This is a genomic window from Rhizobium sp. AN80A (assembly GCF_030053015.1).
Taxonomy (GTDB): domain Bacteria; phylum Pseudomonadota; class Alphaproteobacteria; order Rhizobiales; family Rhizobiaceae; genus Rhizobium; species Rhizobium metallidurans.
Window position 1 is genome coordinate 1976488 of sequence record NZ_JASJPX010000003.1, and the last position, 18746, is coordinate 1995233.

At 63.3% G+C, this 18746-nt stretch carries 17 protein-coding genes and 2 pseudogenes; 7 read left to right on the forward strand and 12 right to left on the reverse strand.

The annotated features are described in order from the left end of the window. The first annotated feature begins 79 nt into the window (after positions 1-79). Positions 80-1420 (forward strand): Nramp family divalent metal transporter, encoded by a 1341-nt coding sequence (locus tag P3R82_RS21395; RefSeq protein WP_283195252.1) that lies wholly within the window; start codon positions 80-82, stop codon positions 1418-1420. Between the two features lies 1 nt (position 1421). Here P3R82_RS21395 and P3R82_RS21400 read toward each other — a convergent pair whose 3' ends face one another. Together P3R82_RS21400 and P3R82_RS21405 are read right to left on the reverse strand one after the other, a co-directional pair. Beyond that, entirely contained in the window at positions 1422-2222 is an 801-nt protein-coding gene (locus P3R82_RS21400; RefSeq protein WP_283195253.1) for a methyltransferase, read from the reverse strand. Between the two features lie 8 nt (positions 2223-2230). Next, positions 2231-2458 carry a DUF2007 domain-containing protein gene (locus P3R82_RS21405; RefSeq protein WP_183901933.1) on the reverse strand — a complete coding sequence of 76 codons (228 nt, stop codon included), beginning with the start codon at positions 2456-2458 and terminating at the stop codon, positions 2231-2233. A gap of 109 nt (positions 2459-2567) precedes the next feature. Here P3R82_RS21405 and P3R82_RS21410 point away from each other — a divergent pair, with 109 nt between their 5' ends. The 4 genes from P3R82_RS21410 (at position 2568) to moaB (ending at position 6997) form a co-directional block, all read left to right on the forward strand. After that, positions 2568-3584 carry a polyprenyl synthetase family protein gene (locus tag P3R82_RS21410; protein WP_183901932.1) on the forward strand — a complete coding sequence of 339 codons (1017 nt, stop codon included), beginning with the start codon at positions 2568-2570 and terminating at the stop codon, positions 3582-3584. A 128-nt stretch (positions 3585-3712) separates the two neighbouring features. After that, complete coding sequence (locus P3R82_RS21415; protein WP_283195254.1) at positions 3713-5545, forward strand: tetratricopeptide repeat protein; 1833 nt, start codon at positions 3713-3715, stop codon at positions 5543-5545. A 5-nt stretch (positions 5546-5550) separates the two neighbouring features. Beyond that, positions 5551-6456, forward strand: coding sequence for a 4-(cytidine 5'-diphospho)-2-C-methyl-D-erythritol kinase (locus tag P3R82_RS21420; RefSeq protein ID WP_283195255.1), 906 nt, complete (start codon positions 5551-5553; stop codon positions 6454-6456). Next, entirely contained in the window at positions 6443-6997 is a 555-nt protein-coding gene (moaB, locus tag P3R82_RS21425; RefSeq protein ID WP_283195256.1) for a molybdenum cofactor biosynthesis protein B, read from the forward strand. The genes P3R82_RS21420 and moaB overlap by 14 nt, the downstream gene beginning before the upstream one ends. Before the next feature lie 21 nt (positions 6998-7018). On the opposite strand, the pseudogene P3R82_RS21430 reads toward moaB, so the two are convergent. After that, positions 7019-7538, reverse strand: a pseudogene (locus tag P3R82_RS21430) (glycosyl transferase). Positions 7539-7679: 141 nt separating this feature from the next. Between P3R82_RS21430 and P3R82_RS21435 the strand changes: the two are divergent. Then, positions 7680-8834 (forward strand): annotated as a pseudogene (locus P3R82_RS21435) (PA0069 family radical SAM protein); the annotation flags it as partial. A gap of 168 nt (positions 8835-9002) precedes the next feature. Then, a complete protein-coding gene (locus tag P3R82_RS21440) occupies positions 9003-9674 on the forward strand; it encodes a ribonuclease HII (RefSeq protein ID WP_283195257.1) in 672 nt (223 codons plus the stop codon). Positions 9675-9769: 95 nt separating this feature from the next. Here P3R82_RS21440 and P3R82_RS21445 read toward each other — a convergent pair whose 3' ends face one another. The 9 genes from P3R82_RS21445 to apbC form a co-directional block, all read right to left on the reverse strand. Next, positions 9770-10255, reverse strand: a complete 486-nt coding sequence (locus P3R82_RS21445) for a F0F1 ATP synthase subunit B (RefSeq protein ID WP_183901925.1) — start codon at positions 10253-10255, stop codon at positions 9770-9772. Between the two features lie 2 nt (positions 10256-10257). Then, on the reverse strand, positions 10258-10896 hold the full coding sequence (locus tag P3R82_RS21450; protein WP_183901924.1) for a F0F1 ATP synthase subunit B: 639 nt from the start codon (positions 10894-10896) through the stop codon (positions 10258-10260). A 77-nt stretch (positions 10897-10973) separates the two neighbouring features. Further along, on the reverse strand, positions 10974-11201 hold the full coding sequence (locus P3R82_RS21455; protein WP_037106138.1) for a F0F1 ATP synthase subunit C: 228 nt from the start codon (positions 11199-11201) through the stop codon (positions 10974-10976). Between the two features lie 69 nt (positions 11202-11270). Then, positions 11271-12023: a F0F1 ATP synthase subunit A gene (locus P3R82_RS21460; RefSeq protein ID WP_283195258.1), complete on the reverse strand. Its 753-nt coding sequence runs from the start codon at positions 12021-12023 to the stop codon at positions 11271-11273. Positions 12024-12098: 75 nt separating this feature from the next. Then, entirely contained in the window at positions 12099-12443 is a 345-nt protein-coding gene (locus P3R82_RS21465) for an AtpZ/AtpI family protein (RefSeq protein ID WP_183901922.1), read from the reverse strand. Positions 12444-12724: 281 nt separating this feature from the next. Next, positions 12725-13813, reverse strand: coding sequence for a cell wall hydrolase (locus tag P3R82_RS21470; protein WP_283195259.1), 1089 nt, complete (start codon positions 13811-13813; stop codon positions 12725-12727). Positions 13814-14102: 289 nt separating this feature from the next. After that, the gene (locus P3R82_RS21475) at positions 14103-16001 is read right to left on the reverse strand and encodes a potassium transporter Kup (protein ID WP_283195260.1); all 1899 of its coding nucleotides are present in this window, start codon (positions 15999-16001) and stop codon (positions 14103-14105) included. 18 nt (positions 16002-16019) lie between these two features. After that, complete coding sequence (locus P3R82_RS21480; protein ID WP_183901920.1) at positions 16020-16997, reverse strand: magnesium transporter CorA family protein; 978 nt, start codon at positions 16995-16997, stop codon at positions 16020-16022. A gap of 417 nt (positions 16998-17414) precedes the next feature. After that, a complete protein-coding gene (gene apbC / locus P3R82_RS21485; RefSeq protein WP_283195261.1) occupies positions 17415-18566 on the reverse strand; it encodes an iron-sulfur cluster carrier protein ApbC in 1152 nt (383 codons plus the stop codon). Between the last annotated feature and the right edge of the window lie 180 nt (positions 18567-18746).

Here is an 18746-nt window from a genome sequence, read left to right on the forward strand (position 1 = left end):
AAGTTTCTTGTTGCGAATGACTTGCATTATCATTCTAATCAGTCATAGTGCCTCTATCGACGAAACAGGCGGATGCTGCATGGACATTATGACACCGAAGGCCAAGACGGGCTGGCGTTACGAGCGCGAGGAGGCGTCGATGGCCGATGTCCATCGCTCGATCGGCACGCGCAAGCACAGTTCGCGCTGGCGCCGGGCGCTTGCCTTCGTCGGCCCCGGATATCTGGTGGCCGTCGGCTACATGGACCCCGGCAACTGGTCGACCTCGCTCGCCGGCGGTTCCAAGTTCGGTTATTCGCTGCTCGCGGTCGCCCTGTTGTCCAACCTGATGGCGATCGTGCTGCAGTCGCTATGCGCGCGCCTTGCCATTGCTTCCGGTCGCGATCTGGCGCAGGCATGCCGCGACGCCTATCCGCGTTGGGTGTCGATCCCCCTCTGGCTGTGCGCCGAAGTCGCGATCATCGCCACCGATATCGCCGAGGTGATCGGCACGGCGATCGGGCTCAACCTCTTGTTCGGCATTCCACTCGAACTCGGCGTCCTCATCACCGCGCTCGACGTCTTCCTCATCCTCTACCTGCAGAAGATCGGCTTCCGCTGGATCGAAGCCTTCGTCATCGCGCTGCTCGGGATCATCACCGTCTGCTTCGGCATCCAGATCTTCCTGGCCGACCCGCAGTGGGGAGAGGTGATCCGCGGCTTCTTCCCGACCACGGAGATCGTCTCCAATCCGGAGATGCTCTACCTGGCGCTCGGCATTCTCGGCGCCACGGTCATGCCGCACAATCTCTACCTGCATTCAGGTATCGTGCAGACCCGCGACTACGGCCACAGCCTGCCGGAAAAGCGCGAGGCGCTGACCTATGCGACGATCGATTCCACCGTGGCGCTCTGCTTCGCGCTGTTGATCAATTCCTCGATCCTGATCCTGGCGGCCGCCGCCTTCCACGCGACGGGACGGACGGACGTGGCTGAACTCGGCGAAGCGTCTTCACTGCTGGCACCGTTGCTCGGCCTCGCGATCGCACCGACGCTGTTCGGCATCGCGCTTCTGTGCTGCGGCATCAACTCGACCGTGACCGCCACCATGGCCGGGCAGATCATCATGGAGGGGTTCATCAAGATAAGGCTGCGGCCGTGGATCCGGCGGATGATCACCCGCGCCATCGCCATCGTGCCGGCCAGCATCGTCACGGTCTGGTATGGCGAAGCGGGCACCGCCGAGCTCCTGATCCTGACACAGGTCGTGCTCAGCCTGCAGCTTTCCTTCGCGGTCTTCCCGCTCGTGATGTTCACCGCCAGCAAGGCGAAGATGGGTGAGCTCGTGGCGCCGCGCTGGCTGTCGGCAATCGCCTACACGATCGCCTTCGTCATCGCCGCGCTTAACATCAACCTGCTCCTCAATTTCGTGATCGGTTAGTCTACCGCCGCGAATAGGCCGCGCGACCGTTGTTGAGGTCGTCGACGAAGGGGGAGAACCTGTGGCTCCCCTCTTCGTGCATGATCAGCGGCGCGCGCAGCGACAGGCGGGCGCGCGAGCCCTTGATCGCGGTGACCAGGATGCGCACCGCGTTTTCACCTTCTCGCGGGTGGATCGCCGTGATCTCGATGCCGCCGAAGCGACGGCCGCAGGCGTCGATGATCTCGGCGATCGATTCGGGCCGGGCGATCAGCGACAACTGGCCGCCTGGTATCATGATGGCGCCGGCCGTGCGCAGCCAGCTTTCGAACAGACCCTCCGTCATCGCGTGCGCCTCGGCCTTCAGCGCATCCGGCGTCCTGCGGTCGCCGGGATCGTTGAAGGGCGGATTGAGGATGACGTGGTGGAAGCTTTCATCGACGAGGCCGGCGTCGTTGCGCGCCCTGGCCTTCAGCGTCACGTCCGCCTCGACGACGGAGACGCGGCCCGCCATGTGGGCGTTTTCCGCGAGATCGAGGCTGCGGCGAGCATAGCCGGCCATTTCGGCGGAGCGTTCGAAGAGCACGACCTCGGTCTTCGCCAGCCGCGAGGCGACGGCAAGACCGGCGGCACCCGCGCCGGCGCCGAGATCGGCGACCCTGACCGCCCTGTCGTCGTCCACCAATGCCGCAAGCAGCATGGCATCCATGCCGGAGCGATGTCCCCTGCCCTTCGGCTGGACGACATGGAAACCACCGCGATGGAAGGCGTCGATGGTCTCGATCACGGATACCGGCTCAGGGGACGTCGGCGTGCTGGCCATGGCGTGGCTCATTTCCGCTCGCGCAGTTCGTCGCCCAGGCCGGCATCGATGAGGATGCGGCGGGCGCGATCGGCCTGTTCGTCATCGACGAGCAGGCGGCGCGGAAGCATGCCGAGCGAGCCTTCCAGAATGCTCATGCCCTGATCGGCGATAAAGCAATGGATGCCGGCATCCTTCAGCAGGCTTTCCGCGAAGGAGAGCAGAACGGGGTCGTTGGCGCGGATAAGTTCATGCATTTACCGTGAAATCCCTTTCAATTTTCCGCGACGTGGCAATTTCGCCTCTTGCCGCTCAAGCCGCCCCTTTCTATTGTCAAATCCAATGAGTGAACAGGAGTCCGGGTCGTTGGGCGTGGTCATACCGCTTGAAGAAAGCAAAAACAAACTGGCATCCGTCAAGCCTTTGGTGGATCTAACCAAGGCGGACATGGAGCGGGTCAACCAGTTGATCCTTTCCAAGGCCGGTTCAGACGTGCAGATGATCCCCGAGGTGGCGAACCATCTGATCTCGTCCGGCGGCAAGCGCCTGCGTCCGATGCTGACGCTCGCCTCCTCCGCGCTCTACGGCTACAAGGGCGAAAATCACATCAAGCTCGCGACCTCGGTCGAATTCATGCACACGGCGACGCTGCTGCACGACGACGTCGTCGATGAAAGCAATCTGCGCCGGGGCAAGTCAACGGCCCGCACGATCTGGGGCAACCAGGCCAGCGTACTCGTCGGCGACTTCCTGCTCGGCCAGGCCTTCCGCATGATGGTGGATGTCGGTTCGCTCGACGCGCTCGACGTGCTTTCTTCCGCCGCCTGCGTGATCGCCGAGGGCGAAGTGCTGCAGCTTTCGGTCGCCAAGAACATGGAAACCACCGAGGACGACTATCTCTCGGTCATCCGCGCCAAGACCGCGGCGCTGTTTGCGGCCGCCGCCGAAGTCGGCCCGATCGTGGCGGATGCCGGCAAGTCCGGCCGCAACGCCATGAAGTCCTACGGGATGAACCTCGGCCTGGCCTTCCAGCTCGTCGACGACGCGCTGGATTACGGCGGCAAGGCCGCCGATCTCGGCAAGAATGTCGGCGACGACTTCCGCGAGGGTAAGATCACGCTGCCGGTGATCCTCGCCTACCGGCGCGGCACCGAGGAAGAGCGCGCTTTCTGGCGCAAGGCGATCGAGGGCGGCGAGAGCAACGACCAGAACCTCGAAAAGGCGCTTGGCCTGATCACCAAGTACGGAACGCTGAACGATACCATCGGCCGCGCGGTCCATTATGGCACGATCGCGCGCGATGCGCTGGCGCCGCTTCCCGATACGGCATGGAAATCCGCACTGATGGAAGTCATCGACTTCTGCATCGAGCGCGTCAATTAACCGACGATCATTGGTCAAAGGCTGATTTTCTTGCGGGGTCGCTTCAAAAAAGCCATCCTGTCGTGAATCAGTCTTTTACCTGATTTTGCAGTCGACGCTGGTGGGCTGTTCTCACGAAAGGTTTTCTAATGCGGCGGAAATTTGCCATACGTCTTCTTTCGAGCGCGTCGCTTGCGGCAGTTCTGTCGCTGAGCGTGCTCGGCGGCGCCAATGCCGAAGACGCGGCCAAGAAGGACGACGCCAGCGCGACAGTGGTCTTCGATCCTGACAGCGTCAACACCTTCTCCGGCGCCCTGCTTGCCGCCCGCACCGCCGATGTCGACCACGATTACGCAACCGCGATCGAGCTTTACAAGAAAGCGCTGCAGATCGAGCCCGGCAATCCGGAGATCCGCCAGCGTCTGATGATCTCGCTGCTGCTCAACGGCAATATCAAGGACAGCGTTCGTTACGCCAACGACCTGAAGAACGATCCGAGCATCGAGCGCCTTTCGACCATCGTGCGTGGCGCCGACGCTATCCAGCGCGAGGAATACAAGACCGCCGAAACGGTGCTGAAGACCACCGGCCCGACCGATCTCGACCGGGTGATGAACGATCTCATCGCCGCCTGGGCGCGGCTGGGCGCCGGAAAGGGCAAGGAAGCGCTGTCGCAGGTCGAGAAGCTGAAGGGGCCGGACTGGCTCGGCATCTTCCAGGCCTACAACGCGGGTGCGATCGCCATCGTCAACGGCGACGTGCGCGCGGCGCGCAAGCATCTGAACGACGCCGTGCTCGACAAGGATGGCGCCGCCACCGCGCCCGACACCTTCATGCGCGCGGTCATGGCGCTCGCCCGCCTGGAGGCGGCGCAGGGCAACAAGCAGAAGGCGCTCGACACGGTTTCGGTCGGCGACAACCTCCTGCCGAACTACGCGCCGCTCAACGCGCTGCGCCAGAGCATCACCAACAACGAAAAGCAGGTGCAGCAGATCACCACGGCCAAGCAGGGCGCGGCCGGTGTGCTGTTCTCCTTTGCCGGCGCGCTGAACCGCGACGGCGCCGAAGACATCGTCTCCCTCTACCTGCAGATCGCCCGCGCGCTCGACCCTGATAGCGCCGATGCGCTGGTCATGCTCGGCGGCATCGCCGAGAAGCAGAGCCAGCTGGACCGCGCCATCGCGCTCTACAGGGAAGTGCCCGACAATTCGCCGATGAGCCGCATCTCCGAACTGCAGCTCGGTCTGGCGCTGGCCGAAGGCGGCAAGGTCGAGGAGGCCCGCAAGCATCTGCAGGGGCTGATCGAGTCGGACCCGAAAGACATTCGCAGCTACCTCGCCTATGGCAGCGTGCTGTCCGACGCCAAGGACTACCAGGCCATGGCGACGAATTACGACAAGGCCGTCGACATGATCGGGCCGCTGCCGGGCAAGAACACCTGGACGGTGTTCTTCCAGCGCGGCATTGCCTACGAGCGGCTGAAGCAGTGGGACAAGGCAGAGCCGAACTTCCGCAAGGCGCTGGAGCTGAACCCGAACCAGCCGCAGGTGCTGAACTATCTCGGCTATTCCTGGATCGACATGAACCGGAACCTCGACGAGGGTCTGGAAATGATCAAGAAGGCCGTCGATCTCAAGCCCGACGACGGCTACATCATCGATTCGCTCGGCTGGGCCTATTTCCGCCTCGGCAGGTTCGACGACGCGACCGAGGAACTGGAGCGCGCGGCGCAGATCAAGGCCGGCGACGCTACGATCAACGACCATCTGGGCGACGCCTACTGGCGCGTCGGGCGCAAGCTCGAGGCCGTGTACCAGTGGAACCGGGCGCTGAACTCGGAACCCGAGGCCGCCGAGATCCCGAAGATCAAGGACAAGATCGCCAACGGCCTGCCCGCCGTGACGGACGATGCCAAGGCCGCCGACAAGAAGATGCCCGATCCGGCCCCTGTCGATCCGAAGCCGGCCGACAAGAAGACCTGATCCGAATGGCTGGCACGGGCTTCGCCGACGGCGTTGCGATCAGCGAGGATGCCTTTGCAAAGATCAATCTGGCCCTGCACGTCACGGGCCAGCGAAGCGACGGCTATCATCTGCTCGAAATGCTGGTGACGTTCACGCGGTCGGGCGACCGGCTGGACTTCGCGCCGGCTGATACCGACGAATTCCACATCTCCGGCCGCTTCGGCGGCGCGCTCGCGAGCGATGGCGGCACCAATCTGGTGCTGAAGGCGCGGGATGCGCTGCGCCTGGCTATTGGCGATGCCGGCGGCGCGGCGCCGCCGGTGAGCATCCAGCTGTGCAAGGATCTGCCGATCGCCTCGGGCATCGGTGGCGGCTCGGCGGACGCGGCGGCGGCGCTGCGCGGGCTGATGCGCCTGTGGGGCACTCCCCTGCCCGCCGAGACCATCGATGCGATCGCCATCAAGCTCGGCGCCGACGTGCCGATGTGCCTGGCGAGCCGGCCGCTGATCGCGCGCGGGATCGGCGAGCGGATCGAGACGGTGCGCGACCTGCCGGTTTTCGCCATGGTGCTCGCCAATCCGCTGAAGGGCGTTTCTACACCCGAGGTTTTCCGCCGGCTCGCGACGAAGACGAACGGCGCGCTTGCGATCGTTCCCGGCCTGTCCTGGCTCGACGCGCTGCGCTCGATGCGCAACGATCTCGAACCGCCGGCGCGCGCGCTGCTGCCCGAGATCGCCGAGATCTCCGATATGCTGCGCGACCAGGGCGCGCTCTTCGTGCGGATGTCGGGCTCGGGCGCGACGTGCTTCGGCATATTCGCCGGCATGGCCGAAGCGCAGGCCGCGAGACAAGCACTTCTCGGCAAGCGGCCGGACTGGTATTTCGAGGCAACCGAAACATTGGCGGGAGATGATGATGACAGGCGTTGACGATACGCGTCCGTTCATTCCGGTGGGATTTGCCGTGCTGACGGTTTCAGACACGCGCACACCCGAAGACGACCGCTCCGGCGATACGCTGGCCGGCCGCATCTCGGAGGCCGGACACCGGCTGATCGCCCGGGCCATCGCGCCGGACGACAGACAAGCGATCGCAGCACAGGTGCGGGCCTGGACCGCGCAAGCCGATGTCGACGTGATCATCACGACCGGCGGCACCGGCTTTACCGGTCGCGACGTGACGCCCGAGGCGCTGGAGCCGCTGTTCGACAAGCGCATGGACGGCTTCTCCGCGGTGTTCCACCGCATTTCCCAGGACAAGATCGGCACCTCCACCGTGCAGTCGCGCGCGACGGCGGGGCTGATCGGCACCACCTTCGTCTTCGTGCTTCCGGGATCGCCCGGCGCCTGCAAGGACGCCTGGGACGGCATCCTGAAGGCGCAGTTCGACTATCGCCACATGCCGTGCAACTTCGTGGAAATCATGCCCCGGCTCGACGAGCACCTGAAGCGTGGCGCTGTAACTCCTTGAATCCACGCATCGAGCTAGCGATCAACCCCGCGCCGAACGCGCCACCCAGGACGGGATGAGCTCGGCCGAGAGCCTGCGCAGCTTCTGCCCCTTGACGAATTCCGCCAGCTGCATGCCGCTTCCGCGCCGTCGCCAGCGCATGTTTCTTCGGCAGCAACAGCCCAAGCTCCAGCGGCGCCAGGCGACGCAGGCGCTGATAGAAGGGCCTGCGGTAGCCGCGCGAGGCGGTGAAGCGGGCGGGCAGCTTGTTCAGCGCCACATATTCGGCGATCTCGTCGATCCAGCCGCTCTGCGGGCGGGCGCCGGGCTCGACGAACAACAGCCATTCGCCGCGCGCCGAACGCAATACATCCTTGATATCCCAATGCTGATGGAAGCGGCAGCCGGCGGCGTCCGCCACCTTAGACGAGCCGTCGCGCGAGCCGTGGTCGAGCACCACCACATCACTCACCAGCCCCTCCACGGCACCGGCAACCAACACCGATAATGTCTGCGCCAGTTCAGGCTCCTGATCCCGGCATTCCAATAGGACAGTCAACATTGCTCATTTATAGTGCGACGCACAAAACATTACCAGCGGCAGTTTTCCAATTTTGTTCTTGCATTGTTCTCCTTTCAACGATAGGAATTTAATCAGCAGAACGGATGGAGGCGCCGAGTCTTCCATCGACGGAGAAACCCGATGAACGAACAGTCCCTTGCAGGGCAGGCCGCATTCGCGCCTGCCAATACGGCGGATATTGCCGACGCGATGATCGTTTCTTCCGGCCTCAGGATAGAGGTCGACCGCCGGCGTGGCCGTGGCGCGGGACTGAACCCCGGCGGCCGCTTCGAACCGCAGCGCCGGGAGACCTTCGACGATGGCTGGCAGACGCTGGAAGAGCTGCCGCCGTTCAAGACCGAGGTGCAGATCGAAAAGCCGCGCACGGCGATCACCCGCAACGAATCCCCCGATATCCCCTTCGACCGTTCGATCAATCCCTATCGCGGCTGCGAGCACGGCTGCATCTATTGCTTCGCGCGGCCCACCCACGCCTATATGGGCCTCTCGGCCGGGCTCGATTTCGAGGCGCGGCTGTTCGCCAAGCCGGATGCAGCCAGGCTCCTGGAGCGCGAGCTGGCGAAACCCGGCTACAAGCCACGGGTGATCGCCATCGGCACCAACACCGACCCGTACCAGCCGATCGAGAAGGAATGGCGGATCATGCGGGAGATCCTCGAGGTGCTGGAGCGGGCGAACCATCCTGTTTCCATCGTCACCAAGTCGGCGCTCATCCTGCGCGACCTCGATATCCTGCAGCGGATGGCTGAGAAGAACCTGGTGCGCGCCTCGCTGTCGATGACGACGCTGGACCGCAAGCTGGCGCGGACGATGGAGCCGCGCGCGTCGACCCCTTCCAAACGGCTCGACGCGCTGAAGGCGCTGAGCGAGGCCGGCATCCGGACATCGGTGATGATGGCGCCGGTCATTCCGGCGCTGAACGACCACGAGATCGAGCGCGTTCTCGAGGCGGCGAATGCCGCGGGCGCCACGGAAGCGGGCTATGTGATCCTGCGGCTGCCGCTGGAAGTATCGCCGCTGTTTCGTGACTGGCTGCTGCAGCACTATCCGGATCGTTATAGGCACGTGATGTCGCTGGTGCGCTCGATGCGCGGTGGCAAGGACTACGATGCCGATTTCAGCAAGCGCATGAAAGGCGCCGGTCCCTATGCCTGGCAGATAGCCCGTCGCTTCGAGATGGCGACGAAGCGGCTCGGCATGACCCGCCGCGGCATGCCGCTGCGCGACGACCTGTTCCTGCCGCCGAACGGCAGCGGCGTGCAGCTGTCGCTGCTCTGGTTTTGCAGCATGTCGTTGTCGCAAAACCGCTGCACACTTTTGCGCGACATGCTCTGACATTCCCTTACGGACGACTGACCCTGGCCGTCCGTTCTCAAGTCCCCGGTCCGCCGCCCTGATCCGGGGACTTGCAGGAAATCGGGTTGGCGTGCGAAGTTCAGCCGCATGACACGTCGCACGCCACCCGATTCTCCCATGCTTTTCGAAGATGTCCCCCTGGTGCCGGACTTCCGGCTGGAGCTCAAGGCGCGCAAGGCCGGCCACTGGCCCGTCGCCGGCGCCGACGAGGCAGGCCGAGGACCGCTGGCGGGACCCGTCGTTGCCGCCGCCGTCATCCTCGATCCGAAGCGCATCCCCGAGGGACTGAACGATTCCAAGCAGCTTTCGGCGCAGAGGCGGGAAGAGCTGTTCGAGCAGATCCTCGCCACCGCGACCGTCGCGATCGCCTCTTCCAGCTCGCGCCGCATCGACGAGACGGATATTCGCAAGGCGAGCCTCGACGCCATGCGCCGCGCGATCCTCAGCCTATCGATCCCGGCAAGTTACGTGCTGACCGATGGGCTGGACGTGCCCCCCGGGCTCGCATGTCCCGGCCAGGCCGTCGTCAAGGGCGACGCCCGCTCGGTGTCGATCGCCGCCGCATCGATCGTCGCCAAGGTCACGCGCGACCGAATGATGACCCGCGCCGACCTGATCTTTCCCGCTTATGGCTTCGCGGCCCATGCCGGCTACGGCACCGCACGCCACCGCGCCGGCATCGACAGCCATGGCCCCTGCCCGCTGCATCGCATGAGTTTCAAGCCGCTGCGCCGGACCGAACTGCCCGACGGCGAGTAAGCAAGACGTCGGCCGGCCTTCCGGCGCCGATGCAAGATATCCCCAAACGCAAAAAGCCCCGGCGAACCGGGGCTTCGAATGCGAGAAAACCGATCTCAGTTGAGGCGGGTCTTCACCTGGCCGAGGGCATTTCCGAAGAGTTCGGACTGAACCTTGGCATCGGCCTTCTTGACGAGAACCGTTTCAGCGGCGGCGATGGCGAGGTCGACGGCGGCGGAACGAACCGCCTTCATCGCATCGGCTTCGGCCTGCTTGATCTTCGCTTCCGAAACCGCTGTGCGGTTGGCGACGAATTCCTCGGTCTTCTTCTTGGCTTCGGCGGTGAACATTTCCGCTTCGCGCTCGGCGGCCGCCAGGATCTGGGCAGCTTCCGCTTCGGCTTCCTTGCGCTTGCGCTGATATTCGGCCAGCAGATGCTGGGCCTCTTCACGCAGGCGCTTGGCTTCCGACAGCTCGTTGCGGATCTGATCGGCGCGGTCGTCGAGCGACGTCGCCATCATGCCGGGAACCTTGAGGTAGACAATCAGCGCCACGAACAGGACAAGGCTGACCAGAGCAAAGAATGTTGCGTCCAATGCCATGATCAAGCTCCCTTCTTGGCGGCGGTGACGGCGGAGGCGACTTCAGCCTTGGTGGCGGTGCCACCGACGAGCTGTTCGACAACGGCCTTGGCCGTTTCCTCGGCGATCGTGCCGACATCGGCGAAGGCCTGTGCCTTGATTTCGGCGATGCGGCCTTCGGCAGCCTTCAATTTTTCAGCCAGAGCGGCTTCGACCGCGCGGCGGTCGGCTTCGGCCTTGAGCTTGGCGGCGTCGCGCGCTGCCGTACCGATGGCGTTCGACTTGGCGCGGGCTTCGGCGAGTTCGGCTTCGTAAGCCGCGACATCGGCATCCGCCTGCGCCTTAAGGCGCGCTGCTTCGTCGAGGTCCTGAGCGATGCGCGTGTGGCGCTGCTCGAGGATGCCGCCGATGCGCGGTGCGATGACCTTCTGCATAATCACGAAGAAGGCAACGAAAGTGATCGCCAGCCACAGAAGCTGCGAAGCGTAAGTCGAGGTATCGAATGGCGGAAATATACCGCTCTTTTCTTCGCCTGGCACGCCGGTCTCGGTATTGACCTCGCCTGCGGCCGGGGCAGCAGTCGCGGCTGTACCGGTCGCCGCACCAGTTTCTGCGGTTCCCGCCGGGGCTTCTTCAGCGTAAGCCGGGGTCACAAAAAACATGCTCACCTCCAGGTGTCTGCAAATACAAAGGATCACGGCTCGCTGTCAGCAGGCCGTGATCCCTCAGTGCGCCGAAATTAAACAGCGAACAGCAGAAGGAGAGCGACGAGCAGCGAGAAGATGCCCAGAGCTTCCGTAACGGCGAAGCCGAATACCAGACGGCCGAACTGGCTGTCAGCGGCAGACGGGTTGCGCAGAGCGCCCGACAGGTAGCTGCCGAAGATGTTGCCGAGGCCGAGAGCCGTACCTGCCATACCAAGGCAAGCGAGGCCTGCGCCGATGTATTTTGCTGCTTCCGCGTCCATGTTGTACTCCTTTGAAATGGTTGTTGCGGCGAATTGACTGACGCCCTGGGGCGTCAATGTCGGTATCCTTTAGTGGCCACCCGGGTGGATCGCGTCGTTGAGGTACATGCAAGTCAGCACCGCAAAGACGTAAGCCTGGAGGAAGGCGACGAGGAACTCGAGACCCGTCAGGGCGACGGTCATGATGAGGGGAAGGATAGCGCCGCCGATACCGACCGCACCCATGGCTCCAAGCGAGGCGACGAAGCCCGCGAACACTTTAAGGGTGATGTGACCGGCCAGCATGTTGGCGAACAGACGAACGGAGAGCGAAATCGGACGCGACAGGAACGAGATGATTTCGATGGCCACGACGAGCGGCAGCAGGATGCCGGGAACGCCCTGAGGCACGAAGACATTCAGGAAGCGGAAGCCGTGCTTGTAGAAGCCGTAGACCAGAACCGTGCCGATGACGAGCAAAGCAAGAGCAAAGGTGACGACGATCTGGCTGGTAATGGTGAAGAAGTAGGGGAACATGCCGAGCAGGTTGGCCGTCAGCACGAACATGAAGAGCGAGAAGACCAGCGGGAAGAACTTCATCCCCTTGGATCCCGCGCCCTCCTTCAGCATTCCGGCGATGAACTCGTAGGACATCTCGGCGATCGACTGCGAGCGGCCGGGCACGATGGCACGGTTGGAGGTCGCGAAATAGAGGAAGCCGGCGGAAACAGCGGCGGACGCCACCATGAACAGCGACGCGTTCGTAAACGAGAAATCAATCCCGCCGAAGTCGATCGGCACAATCTTCTGGACCAGGAACTGTTGAGTCGGATCGTTAGACACCGCTTGTTCTCTCTATATCTTACACCCGCGCGAGACGGGATTATTGCATTGGATCGAACGCCTGAACGTTCCGCCCTATTTCCGGTCGCTTTCACGCCCCTCGAAGCTCGGTCTCGCGACCTTGCCCGCAGCGCGCATCACATTCAGCACGCCGGCACCAAATCCGAGAAGAAGAAGCACGATCAATCCCCAAGGCGCAGTGCCGACAAAGCGGTCGAAGAGATAACCCAGAACGGCGCCGACCACGACCGCGGAAATGAACTCGCTCGAAAGCTTCATCGCCTGGGCATAACCCCGGCGGCTTACTTCGGCGCGGGCCTCGTCGGCCTCGTCCTTCCCCGCCTCGATGCGCTTGGTCGCGAGTTCCGCTCCCAGCTGCGCACGGCGCTTTTCCAGACTCTCCTCGCGGTCATCCGCCATCATGCTCTCCTCCGCCTGCCGCCGTCCGCTACGCCGCTACCCCGGTTTACCGGACAACGACCCCAAGGCTGAAGAACCTTCCGGCCCGCTTTGAAGTCGCGCGCAACATAGTTTTAGCAAAAAGCATAGTCAAGGCGTAGGAGGTCGATGTCCAGCCTTAAAATAAGCGATCAAAAACATGCGGTTAGATCGATCTGGGCGGCTTGCTGCGGAATCGGGGGAAAGAATCCGCGCGCCGAGGGGGCAATCCGGCGCGAAAACGCGCCTTTTACACGGTTTTGTCAGCTCCAGCCGCCACCATAGGTGCGGTAGAAGACGTGCATGCCGATACGTCCGACCTTTTCCATGGTCTTGGCCCATGCCGGGCGGACATAGACGGCATGGTAGTGGGTCGCGGAGCCGACCTGCGGCAGCCAGATGCGGCCGGCGGTCACCGCCATCGCCACGTCGCGGGCGATTCTCCAGTTGGCCGGCGAGTTCACGCGGTCCTTGATGTTGTCGCAGGCGAAGGAAAACTGGCAGCGATTGCGCCAGTCCTCGTTCTGGTAGACCACGCCGCAGATGGTCTTGGGATAGGCGGGATTGCGGACTCGGTTGAGAATGACCTGGGCGACGGCCGCCTGGCCCTTCACGGTTTCGCCGCGCGCCTCGAAGTAGACGCCGGAGGCGAGACACTGCTGCTCGGCCGGGGAGAAGACGCTCGCCGGCAGGACGCTGGCGGCCCAGGCGTGATCCTTGGGCCCGATCTTCGGCACGAAGCGGCCGTCATCGGCCTTGTCCGTCAGGATGGAATCGAAAGGCGACTGGCGGGCATAATCGGGTGCGGCCGGCGCATAGGCCGTGGCGAGCACGTCCGCCTTGTTGCTCGTCACCAGATCGGCCAGCATCGGTGAAATGTCGGCGGCCGGCTTCGGCTGCTGCTTGCGGTAGAAGTTGGTGGCGATCTGGATTTCCTTGCCGCGGATCTTCGGCTTCACGAAGGCCGACCTTTCCTTGAGGTCGAGGCTCGGCTGAAACAGAAGGCGCGTGCGCTGGAGAATGGAGCCGGCGGAGAAATCCTTGGGCGGCTGCACCTGCTCGACGGCGACCACCCTGCCCTTCTTGGAGGCGCGGTTGACGCGGTCCTCGTCGGGCGTGTCCTCGCGGGCCTTTTCCTTCGATGTGAAGGCGACCTTGCGGCCATCGGGCAGCACCATTCCGGCGCCGGATGCGATCGCGCCGGTCACGGTCGGATCGGAAAAGGCGAGCTCGGCCTGGTGAATGGAGCCGGCGGGAGAATTGGTCAGCACCATGCGCCAGTTTTCGCGGCCCTGGTCGAGCCCGGCGAGAAAGGAGGCAAGATCGGCGTGCGAGGCCATGGTGGGAAACATCAGCCACGCGCAGACGCCGAACAGCGCGGGGGAACTCCAACGTTGAAGCAGCGGGCTCAGCCTGCCGAAGCGGCGCGACGCGGCTTGGGCGCTTGACTGACCCGGAACACGATTATTTCGACGCAACACCAGACTCCGGCATGGGACGCATGAACATGCCGATAAAAATGTCTCATTAACCTTGATGCTTGGTTAATACGCCGCTCCGAATTCATACAGCAAATGCTTATAGAGCCTGAAACGCAAAAGCCCGGCGCGACGGCCGGGCTCTTAACGAATGCTGTGCGCGTCAGATGATGACGTGCGAGCCGAGTTCGACGACGCGGTTGGCCGGCAGGCGGAAGTAGTCCGACGGATTGGCGGCGGCGTTGGCGAGCGCGATGTAGAGGCGGTCCTGCCAATAGGGCATTCCCGACTTCGCATCCGGCACCAGCTTGCGGCGGCCGAGATAGAAGGAGGTCGACATGATGTCGAACTTCAGTCCGGTCTTGCGCAGCGTCGCCAGCGCCTGCGAGACGTTCTGCGATTCCATGAAGCCGAACAAGAGCTCGACGCGCGAGAAGCGCTCGGAGATCTGCTCGACCTTGTAGCGGTCGGCGTTCGGCACGCGCGGCTTGTTGACCGTGCGGATCGTCAGGATCACGTTCTTGTCGTGCAGGACGTGGTTGTGCTTCAGATTGTGGAGAAGTGCCGCGGGTGCCGATTCCGGATCGCTGGTCAGGAAGATCGCGGTGCCGGGAACATGGGCCGGCGAGTGATCGCTCTTGCGTTCGATCGAGGAAATGAACGAGGCCAGCGGAATATCCGTGTGGCGGGTCTTTTCCATCAACAGCGCCGAGCCGCGACGCCATGTCCACATGATGACGACGAAGGTGGTGGCGATCAGGACCGGGATATAGCCGCCGTCGTAGATCTTGATGAGGTTGGCGCCGAGGAAGATCAGCTCCAGCATGAAAAGCGGGGCCAGCACGGCGGTCGCCGTCAGCACCGACCAGTTCCAGCGGGCGCGGACGAACTCGAAGGTCATGATCGAGGTGACGACCATGGCGCCGGTGACGGAGATGCCATAGGCCGTCGACAGCGAATCCGAGCTGCCGAAGGTGATGACCAGGAAGATCACGCCGAGGAACAGCACGAGGTTGACCGAGGGTACGAAGATCTGGCCCGTGTTGGTTTCCGAGGTGAAGAGGATTTCCATGCGCGGCAGGTAGCCGAGGTTGATGGCCTGGCGGATCAGCGAAAATGCCCCGGTGATCACGGCCTGGCTGGCGATGATGGTGGCGGCGGTGGCCAGGATGACGGCCGGCAGCAACGCCCATTTCGGGAACATCAGGTAGAAGGGATCGCTCATGGCCTGCGGATTGCCGAGCACCAGCGCGCCTTGGCCGAGATAGTTCAGCGTCAGCGCCGGGAAGACCAGCACGAACCACGCCCACTGGATGGGGCGGCGGCCGAAGTGGCCGAGGTCGGCATAGAGCGCTTCGGCGCCCGTCAGCGTCAGGAACACGGCGCCGAGCACGATGACGCCGAAGAAGCCCTCGTTCATCAGGAAGTTCACGGCGTAATAGGGGTTGAACGCGGCCAGGATGCCGAAATCGTCCGAGATGTGCGATATGCCGACAATGGCGATCACGATGAACCAGAGCGCGGTGATCGGCCCGAAATAGCGCGCCATCGTTCCGGTGCCGCGCGACTGGAAGGCGAAGAGCACGGCGAGGATGGCCACCGAGATCGGCACGATATAGCTGGTCAGCGACGGCGCGACGAGCTTCAGACCTTCGACAGCGGAAAGCACCGACAGCGCCGGCGTGATCATCGCATCGCCGAGGAAGAGTGCCGCGCCGACGAGGCCGAGCATCATCAGCATGGCGGTATGGCCGTTGGCGGTCTTCAACAGAAGCGCCAGCAGCGAGAGCGTGCCGCCCTCGCCTTCGTTATCGGCGCGCAGCAGAAGCAGCACGTATTTGATGGTGACGATAATGGTCAGCGCCCAGATCATGAGCGAGACGACGCTGATGACCTCGGAACGGGTGAGACCGTCGGCGGCGACGGGCTTCAGCGCTTCGCGGAAGGCGTAAAGCGGGCTGGTGCCGATGTCACCGTAGACGACGCCGACGGAGCCGAGCGCGAGATAGAAGAGCTTGCGCGGGCTCATGTTCTGGTCGTGTGAATGGCTGTCTGCGGACATGAAACGAAAACAGGCTCTTCAGAGCCAGCCTTTCCAACGGAAGAAGAAGAAGGGGATGATGGCGGAAATCAGCATAAGTCCGAGCGAGTAGGGATAACCCTCGGCCCAGCGCAGTTCCGGCATGGATTCAAAATTCATACCATAGATGGAGGCGACAAGCGTCGGCGGCAAGAAGACCACCGATGCGATCGAGAAGATCTTGATGATCGAGTTCTGCTCGATGTTGATCAGACCCAGCGAGGCATCGAGAAGAAAGGTGATGTTGCCGGCGATATAGGACGAATGCTCGCTCAGCGACTGGATGTCGCGCGAGACCGTGCGGCAGAGTTCCTTGGTGCCGTGATCCTGCTGCACGGCCGGAACATTGTAGAAGAAGGTCATCAGGCGCGACATCGATGCCAGGCTGTCGCGCACCTTGCTGACGAGGCGCTGGTGGGCGGCGATGTCGCGCAGTTTCTCCTCGAGATAATTCGCCGGCTTGCGGATCTTCTTGGCGCGATCGCCGAAGACGTGGGTCGACAGGACGTCGATGCGGGCGACCGAGAGCTCGAGGATCTCGGCGGTGCGGTCGATGATGGTTTCGAACAGCTTCGCAAGCAGCGAGGCGCCGGTGCGCCAGTGCGCGGGCACGCGATGGAGGGCCGCGATGAACAGCGCGAAGGACTTGGGCTGCGCGTAGCGGATGGTGATCAGCCGCTTGCCGGCGAGAATGAATGCCACATCCGTCAGAACGGGCGCATCGGTTTCCGCCTTCCAGACGAGCGAGGCGGTCATGAACACCGCATCGTCTTCCGTATAGAGGCGGGCGGAGGGCTCGATGTCCTTGAGGTCATCGCGCGTCGGCACCTCGATGCCGAGTGCCTTCTCGACATAGATTTCTTCCTCGCGCGTCGGTTCGACCATGTCGATCCAGACGATATCGTCGCGCAGGGCCTCCACCTTGGTGAGGTCAACGAGTTCGATCGACTGACAATTGGAGCAGTAGGCCGTGATCACCGGGCGCGTCTCCCGTGATCAGGGGCTGTGAGGGCCATCGCCGTTCGCATCAGAAAACCTTCCGCGAAGCGCCGGCAAAATCGGCGCCCGCGCTGCAAGTCTTCGAGACCAACGAAAGCGGCTGAAGAATGTTCATCAATATCCCGTCACAGCCGGCCGAAGCTCGGGTATGCACTATGCTCAACCGCATCGCAGTCACCAATCCTTCGATCGACAAGAGAACTCCGAACACGCAGCAGGCATTCGCCGCTGCAAGGCTGGCTATCATCGAGCATCCGTACGCGCCGTCCTCATGGCGACGGCGCGCCATATGACGGAAACCCACGCAAGAATCAAGACATCTTACGTGAACGGCGTTGTTTGATCACATTTTGCCCGCAATTGGGAGTCCAGCGACGCGGCACGAAACGGCACAAATCACTCGAATACGATCGCAGGCGCCGCGCGCTGCGGCTTTTGCTCGAGCTGCGCCCAGACCTTGGCGGCGATATCGCGATAGATGCCGGCGACGATACCATCAGGCTCGCTGGCGACCAACGGCGTGCCGGCGTCGGACGCCTCGCGGATGTTGATCGTCAGCGGCACTTCGCCGAGGAAGGGCACGCCAATACGCTCGGCCTCGGCGCGGGCGCCACCATGACCGAAGATATCGTAGCGCGCGCCGGTATCGGGGGCGATGAAGTAGCTCATGTTCTCGACGATGCCGAGAACGGGCACTTCCACCTTCTTGAACATGTTCAGCCCCTTGCGGGCATCGATAAGCGCCAGATCCTGCGGCGTCGAGACGATGACCGCGCCGGCGAGCGGCACCTGCTGGGCCATGGTCAGCTGCGCGTCACCGGTGCCTGGCGGCATATCGACGACGAGAACGTCGAGCTCGCCCCAGGCGACTTCGCGCAGCATCTGCATCAGCGCCGACTGCACCATCGGGCCGCGCCAGATCATCGCGGTTTCCTCGTCGACGAGGAAGCCCATCGACATGACCTTGAGGCCATAATTCTCCATGGGATTGATGATACGGCCATCGGTCTGCGTCGGGCGGCCGGAGATCCGCAGGAGACGCGGCATCGACGGGCCGTAGATATCGGCATCGAGGATGCCGACACGCAGGCCGTTCGCCTGCAGGCCGAGCGCGAGATTGACGGATGTGGTGGACTTGCCGACGCCGCCCTTGCCCGACGCCACTGCGACGATGGCACCGATGCCGGGAACGCCGATCTTGCCGGCGCGCTGTTGCGGCTGGGCGTGCGCGTGACCCTGATGGCCCTGCTCGGCCTGCGGCGGCGTGCGCGAGGCGGCAGCGCCCGATGGCGCGCCTTTCTTGTCCGCCGTCAGCGCGACCAGGGCGCCCTTGACGCCCGGCATTTCCTTGATGACGCGCTCGGCGGCGAGCCGCAGCGGCTCCAGCTCCTTGGCGCGTTCGGCGGGGACGGTAATGGAGAAGTAGACCTTGCCATCGGAGATGAACACATCGGAGACCATGCCGAGCTCGACAATATTATGTTCGAGATCGGGTCCGCGCACCGTTGCCAGCGTTTCCAGCACCTGTTCCTTGGTGACTTCAGTCATATCGTCCTCACACCCTGCTTTGGCTCTGTAGATAGAGGAGCACGGGGCCTTCTCCAAACAAAATCGGAGAACGGCGACTTCGGCGCGCGGCAAGCTGGCGCGGGAGCGATAATTGCAGTGATGGAGGATGGGGCTGCAAAGGAGACCGTTGAACCATCAAGTCCGCCGGGCTTTCGCCCT

What these genes read in the sequence shown, in the direction of transcription:
- P3R82_RS21475 (WP_283195260.1), bottom strand. Translation starts at nt 16,001, where the DNA reads ATGTCCGCAGACAGCCATTCACACGACCAGAACATGAGCCCGCGCAAG.
- P3R82_RS21470 (WP_283195259.1), bottom strand. Translation starts at nt 13,813, where the DNA reads ATGTTTCCCACCATGGCCTCGCACGCCGATCTTGCCTCCTTTCTCGCC.
- P3R82_RS21400 (WP_283195253.1), bottom strand. Translation starts at nt 2,222, where the DNA reads ATGGCCAGCACGCCGACGTCCCCTGAGCCGGTATCCGTGATCGAGACC.
- P3R82_RS21440 (WP_283195257.1), top strand. Translation starts at nt 9,003, where the DNA reads ATGACACGTCGCACGCCACCCGATTCTCCCATGCTTTTCGAAGATGTC.
- P3R82_RS21465 (WP_183901922.1), bottom strand. Translation starts at nt 12,443, where the DNA reads ATGGCGGATGACCGCGAGGAGAGTCTGGAAAAGCGCCGTGCGCAGCTG.
- P3R82_RS21415 (WP_283195254.1), top strand. Translation starts at nt 3,713, where the DNA reads ATGCGGCGGAAATTTGCCATACGTCTTCTTTCGAGCGCGTCGCTTGCG.
- P3R82_RS21445 (WP_183901925.1), bottom strand. Translation starts at nt 10,255, where the DNA reads ATGGCATTGGACGCAACATTCTTTGCTCTGGTCAGCCTTGTCCTGTTC.
- P3R82_RS21450 (WP_183901924.1), bottom strand. Translation starts at nt 10,896, where the DNA reads ATGTTTTTTGTGACCCCGGCTTACGCTGAAGAAGCCCCGGCGGGAACC.
- P3R82_RS21395 (WP_283195252.1), top strand. Translation starts at nt 80, where the DNA reads ATGGACATTATGACACCGAAGGCCAAGACGGGCTGGCGTTACGAGCGC.
- P3R82_RS21420 (WP_283195255.1), top strand. Translation starts at nt 5,551, where the DNA reads ATGGCTGGCACGGGCTTCGCCGACGGCGTTGCGATCAGCGAGGATGCC.
- moaB (WP_283195256.1), top strand. Translation starts at nt 6,443, where the DNA reads ATGACAGGCGTTGACGATACGCGTCCGTTCATTCCGGTGGGATTTGCC.
- P3R82_RS21405 (WP_183901933.1), bottom strand. Translation starts at nt 2,458, where the DNA reads ATGCATGAACTTATCCGCGCCAACGACCCCGTTCTGCTCTCCTTCGCG.
- apbC (WP_283195261.1), bottom strand. Translation starts at nt 18,566, where the DNA reads ATGACTGAAGTCACCAAGGAACAGGTGCTGGAAACGCTGGCAACGGTG.
- P3R82_RS21455 (WP_037106138.1), bottom strand. Translation starts at nt 11,201, where the DNA reads ATGGACGCGGAAGCAGCAAAATACATCGGCGCAGGCCTCGCTTGCCTT.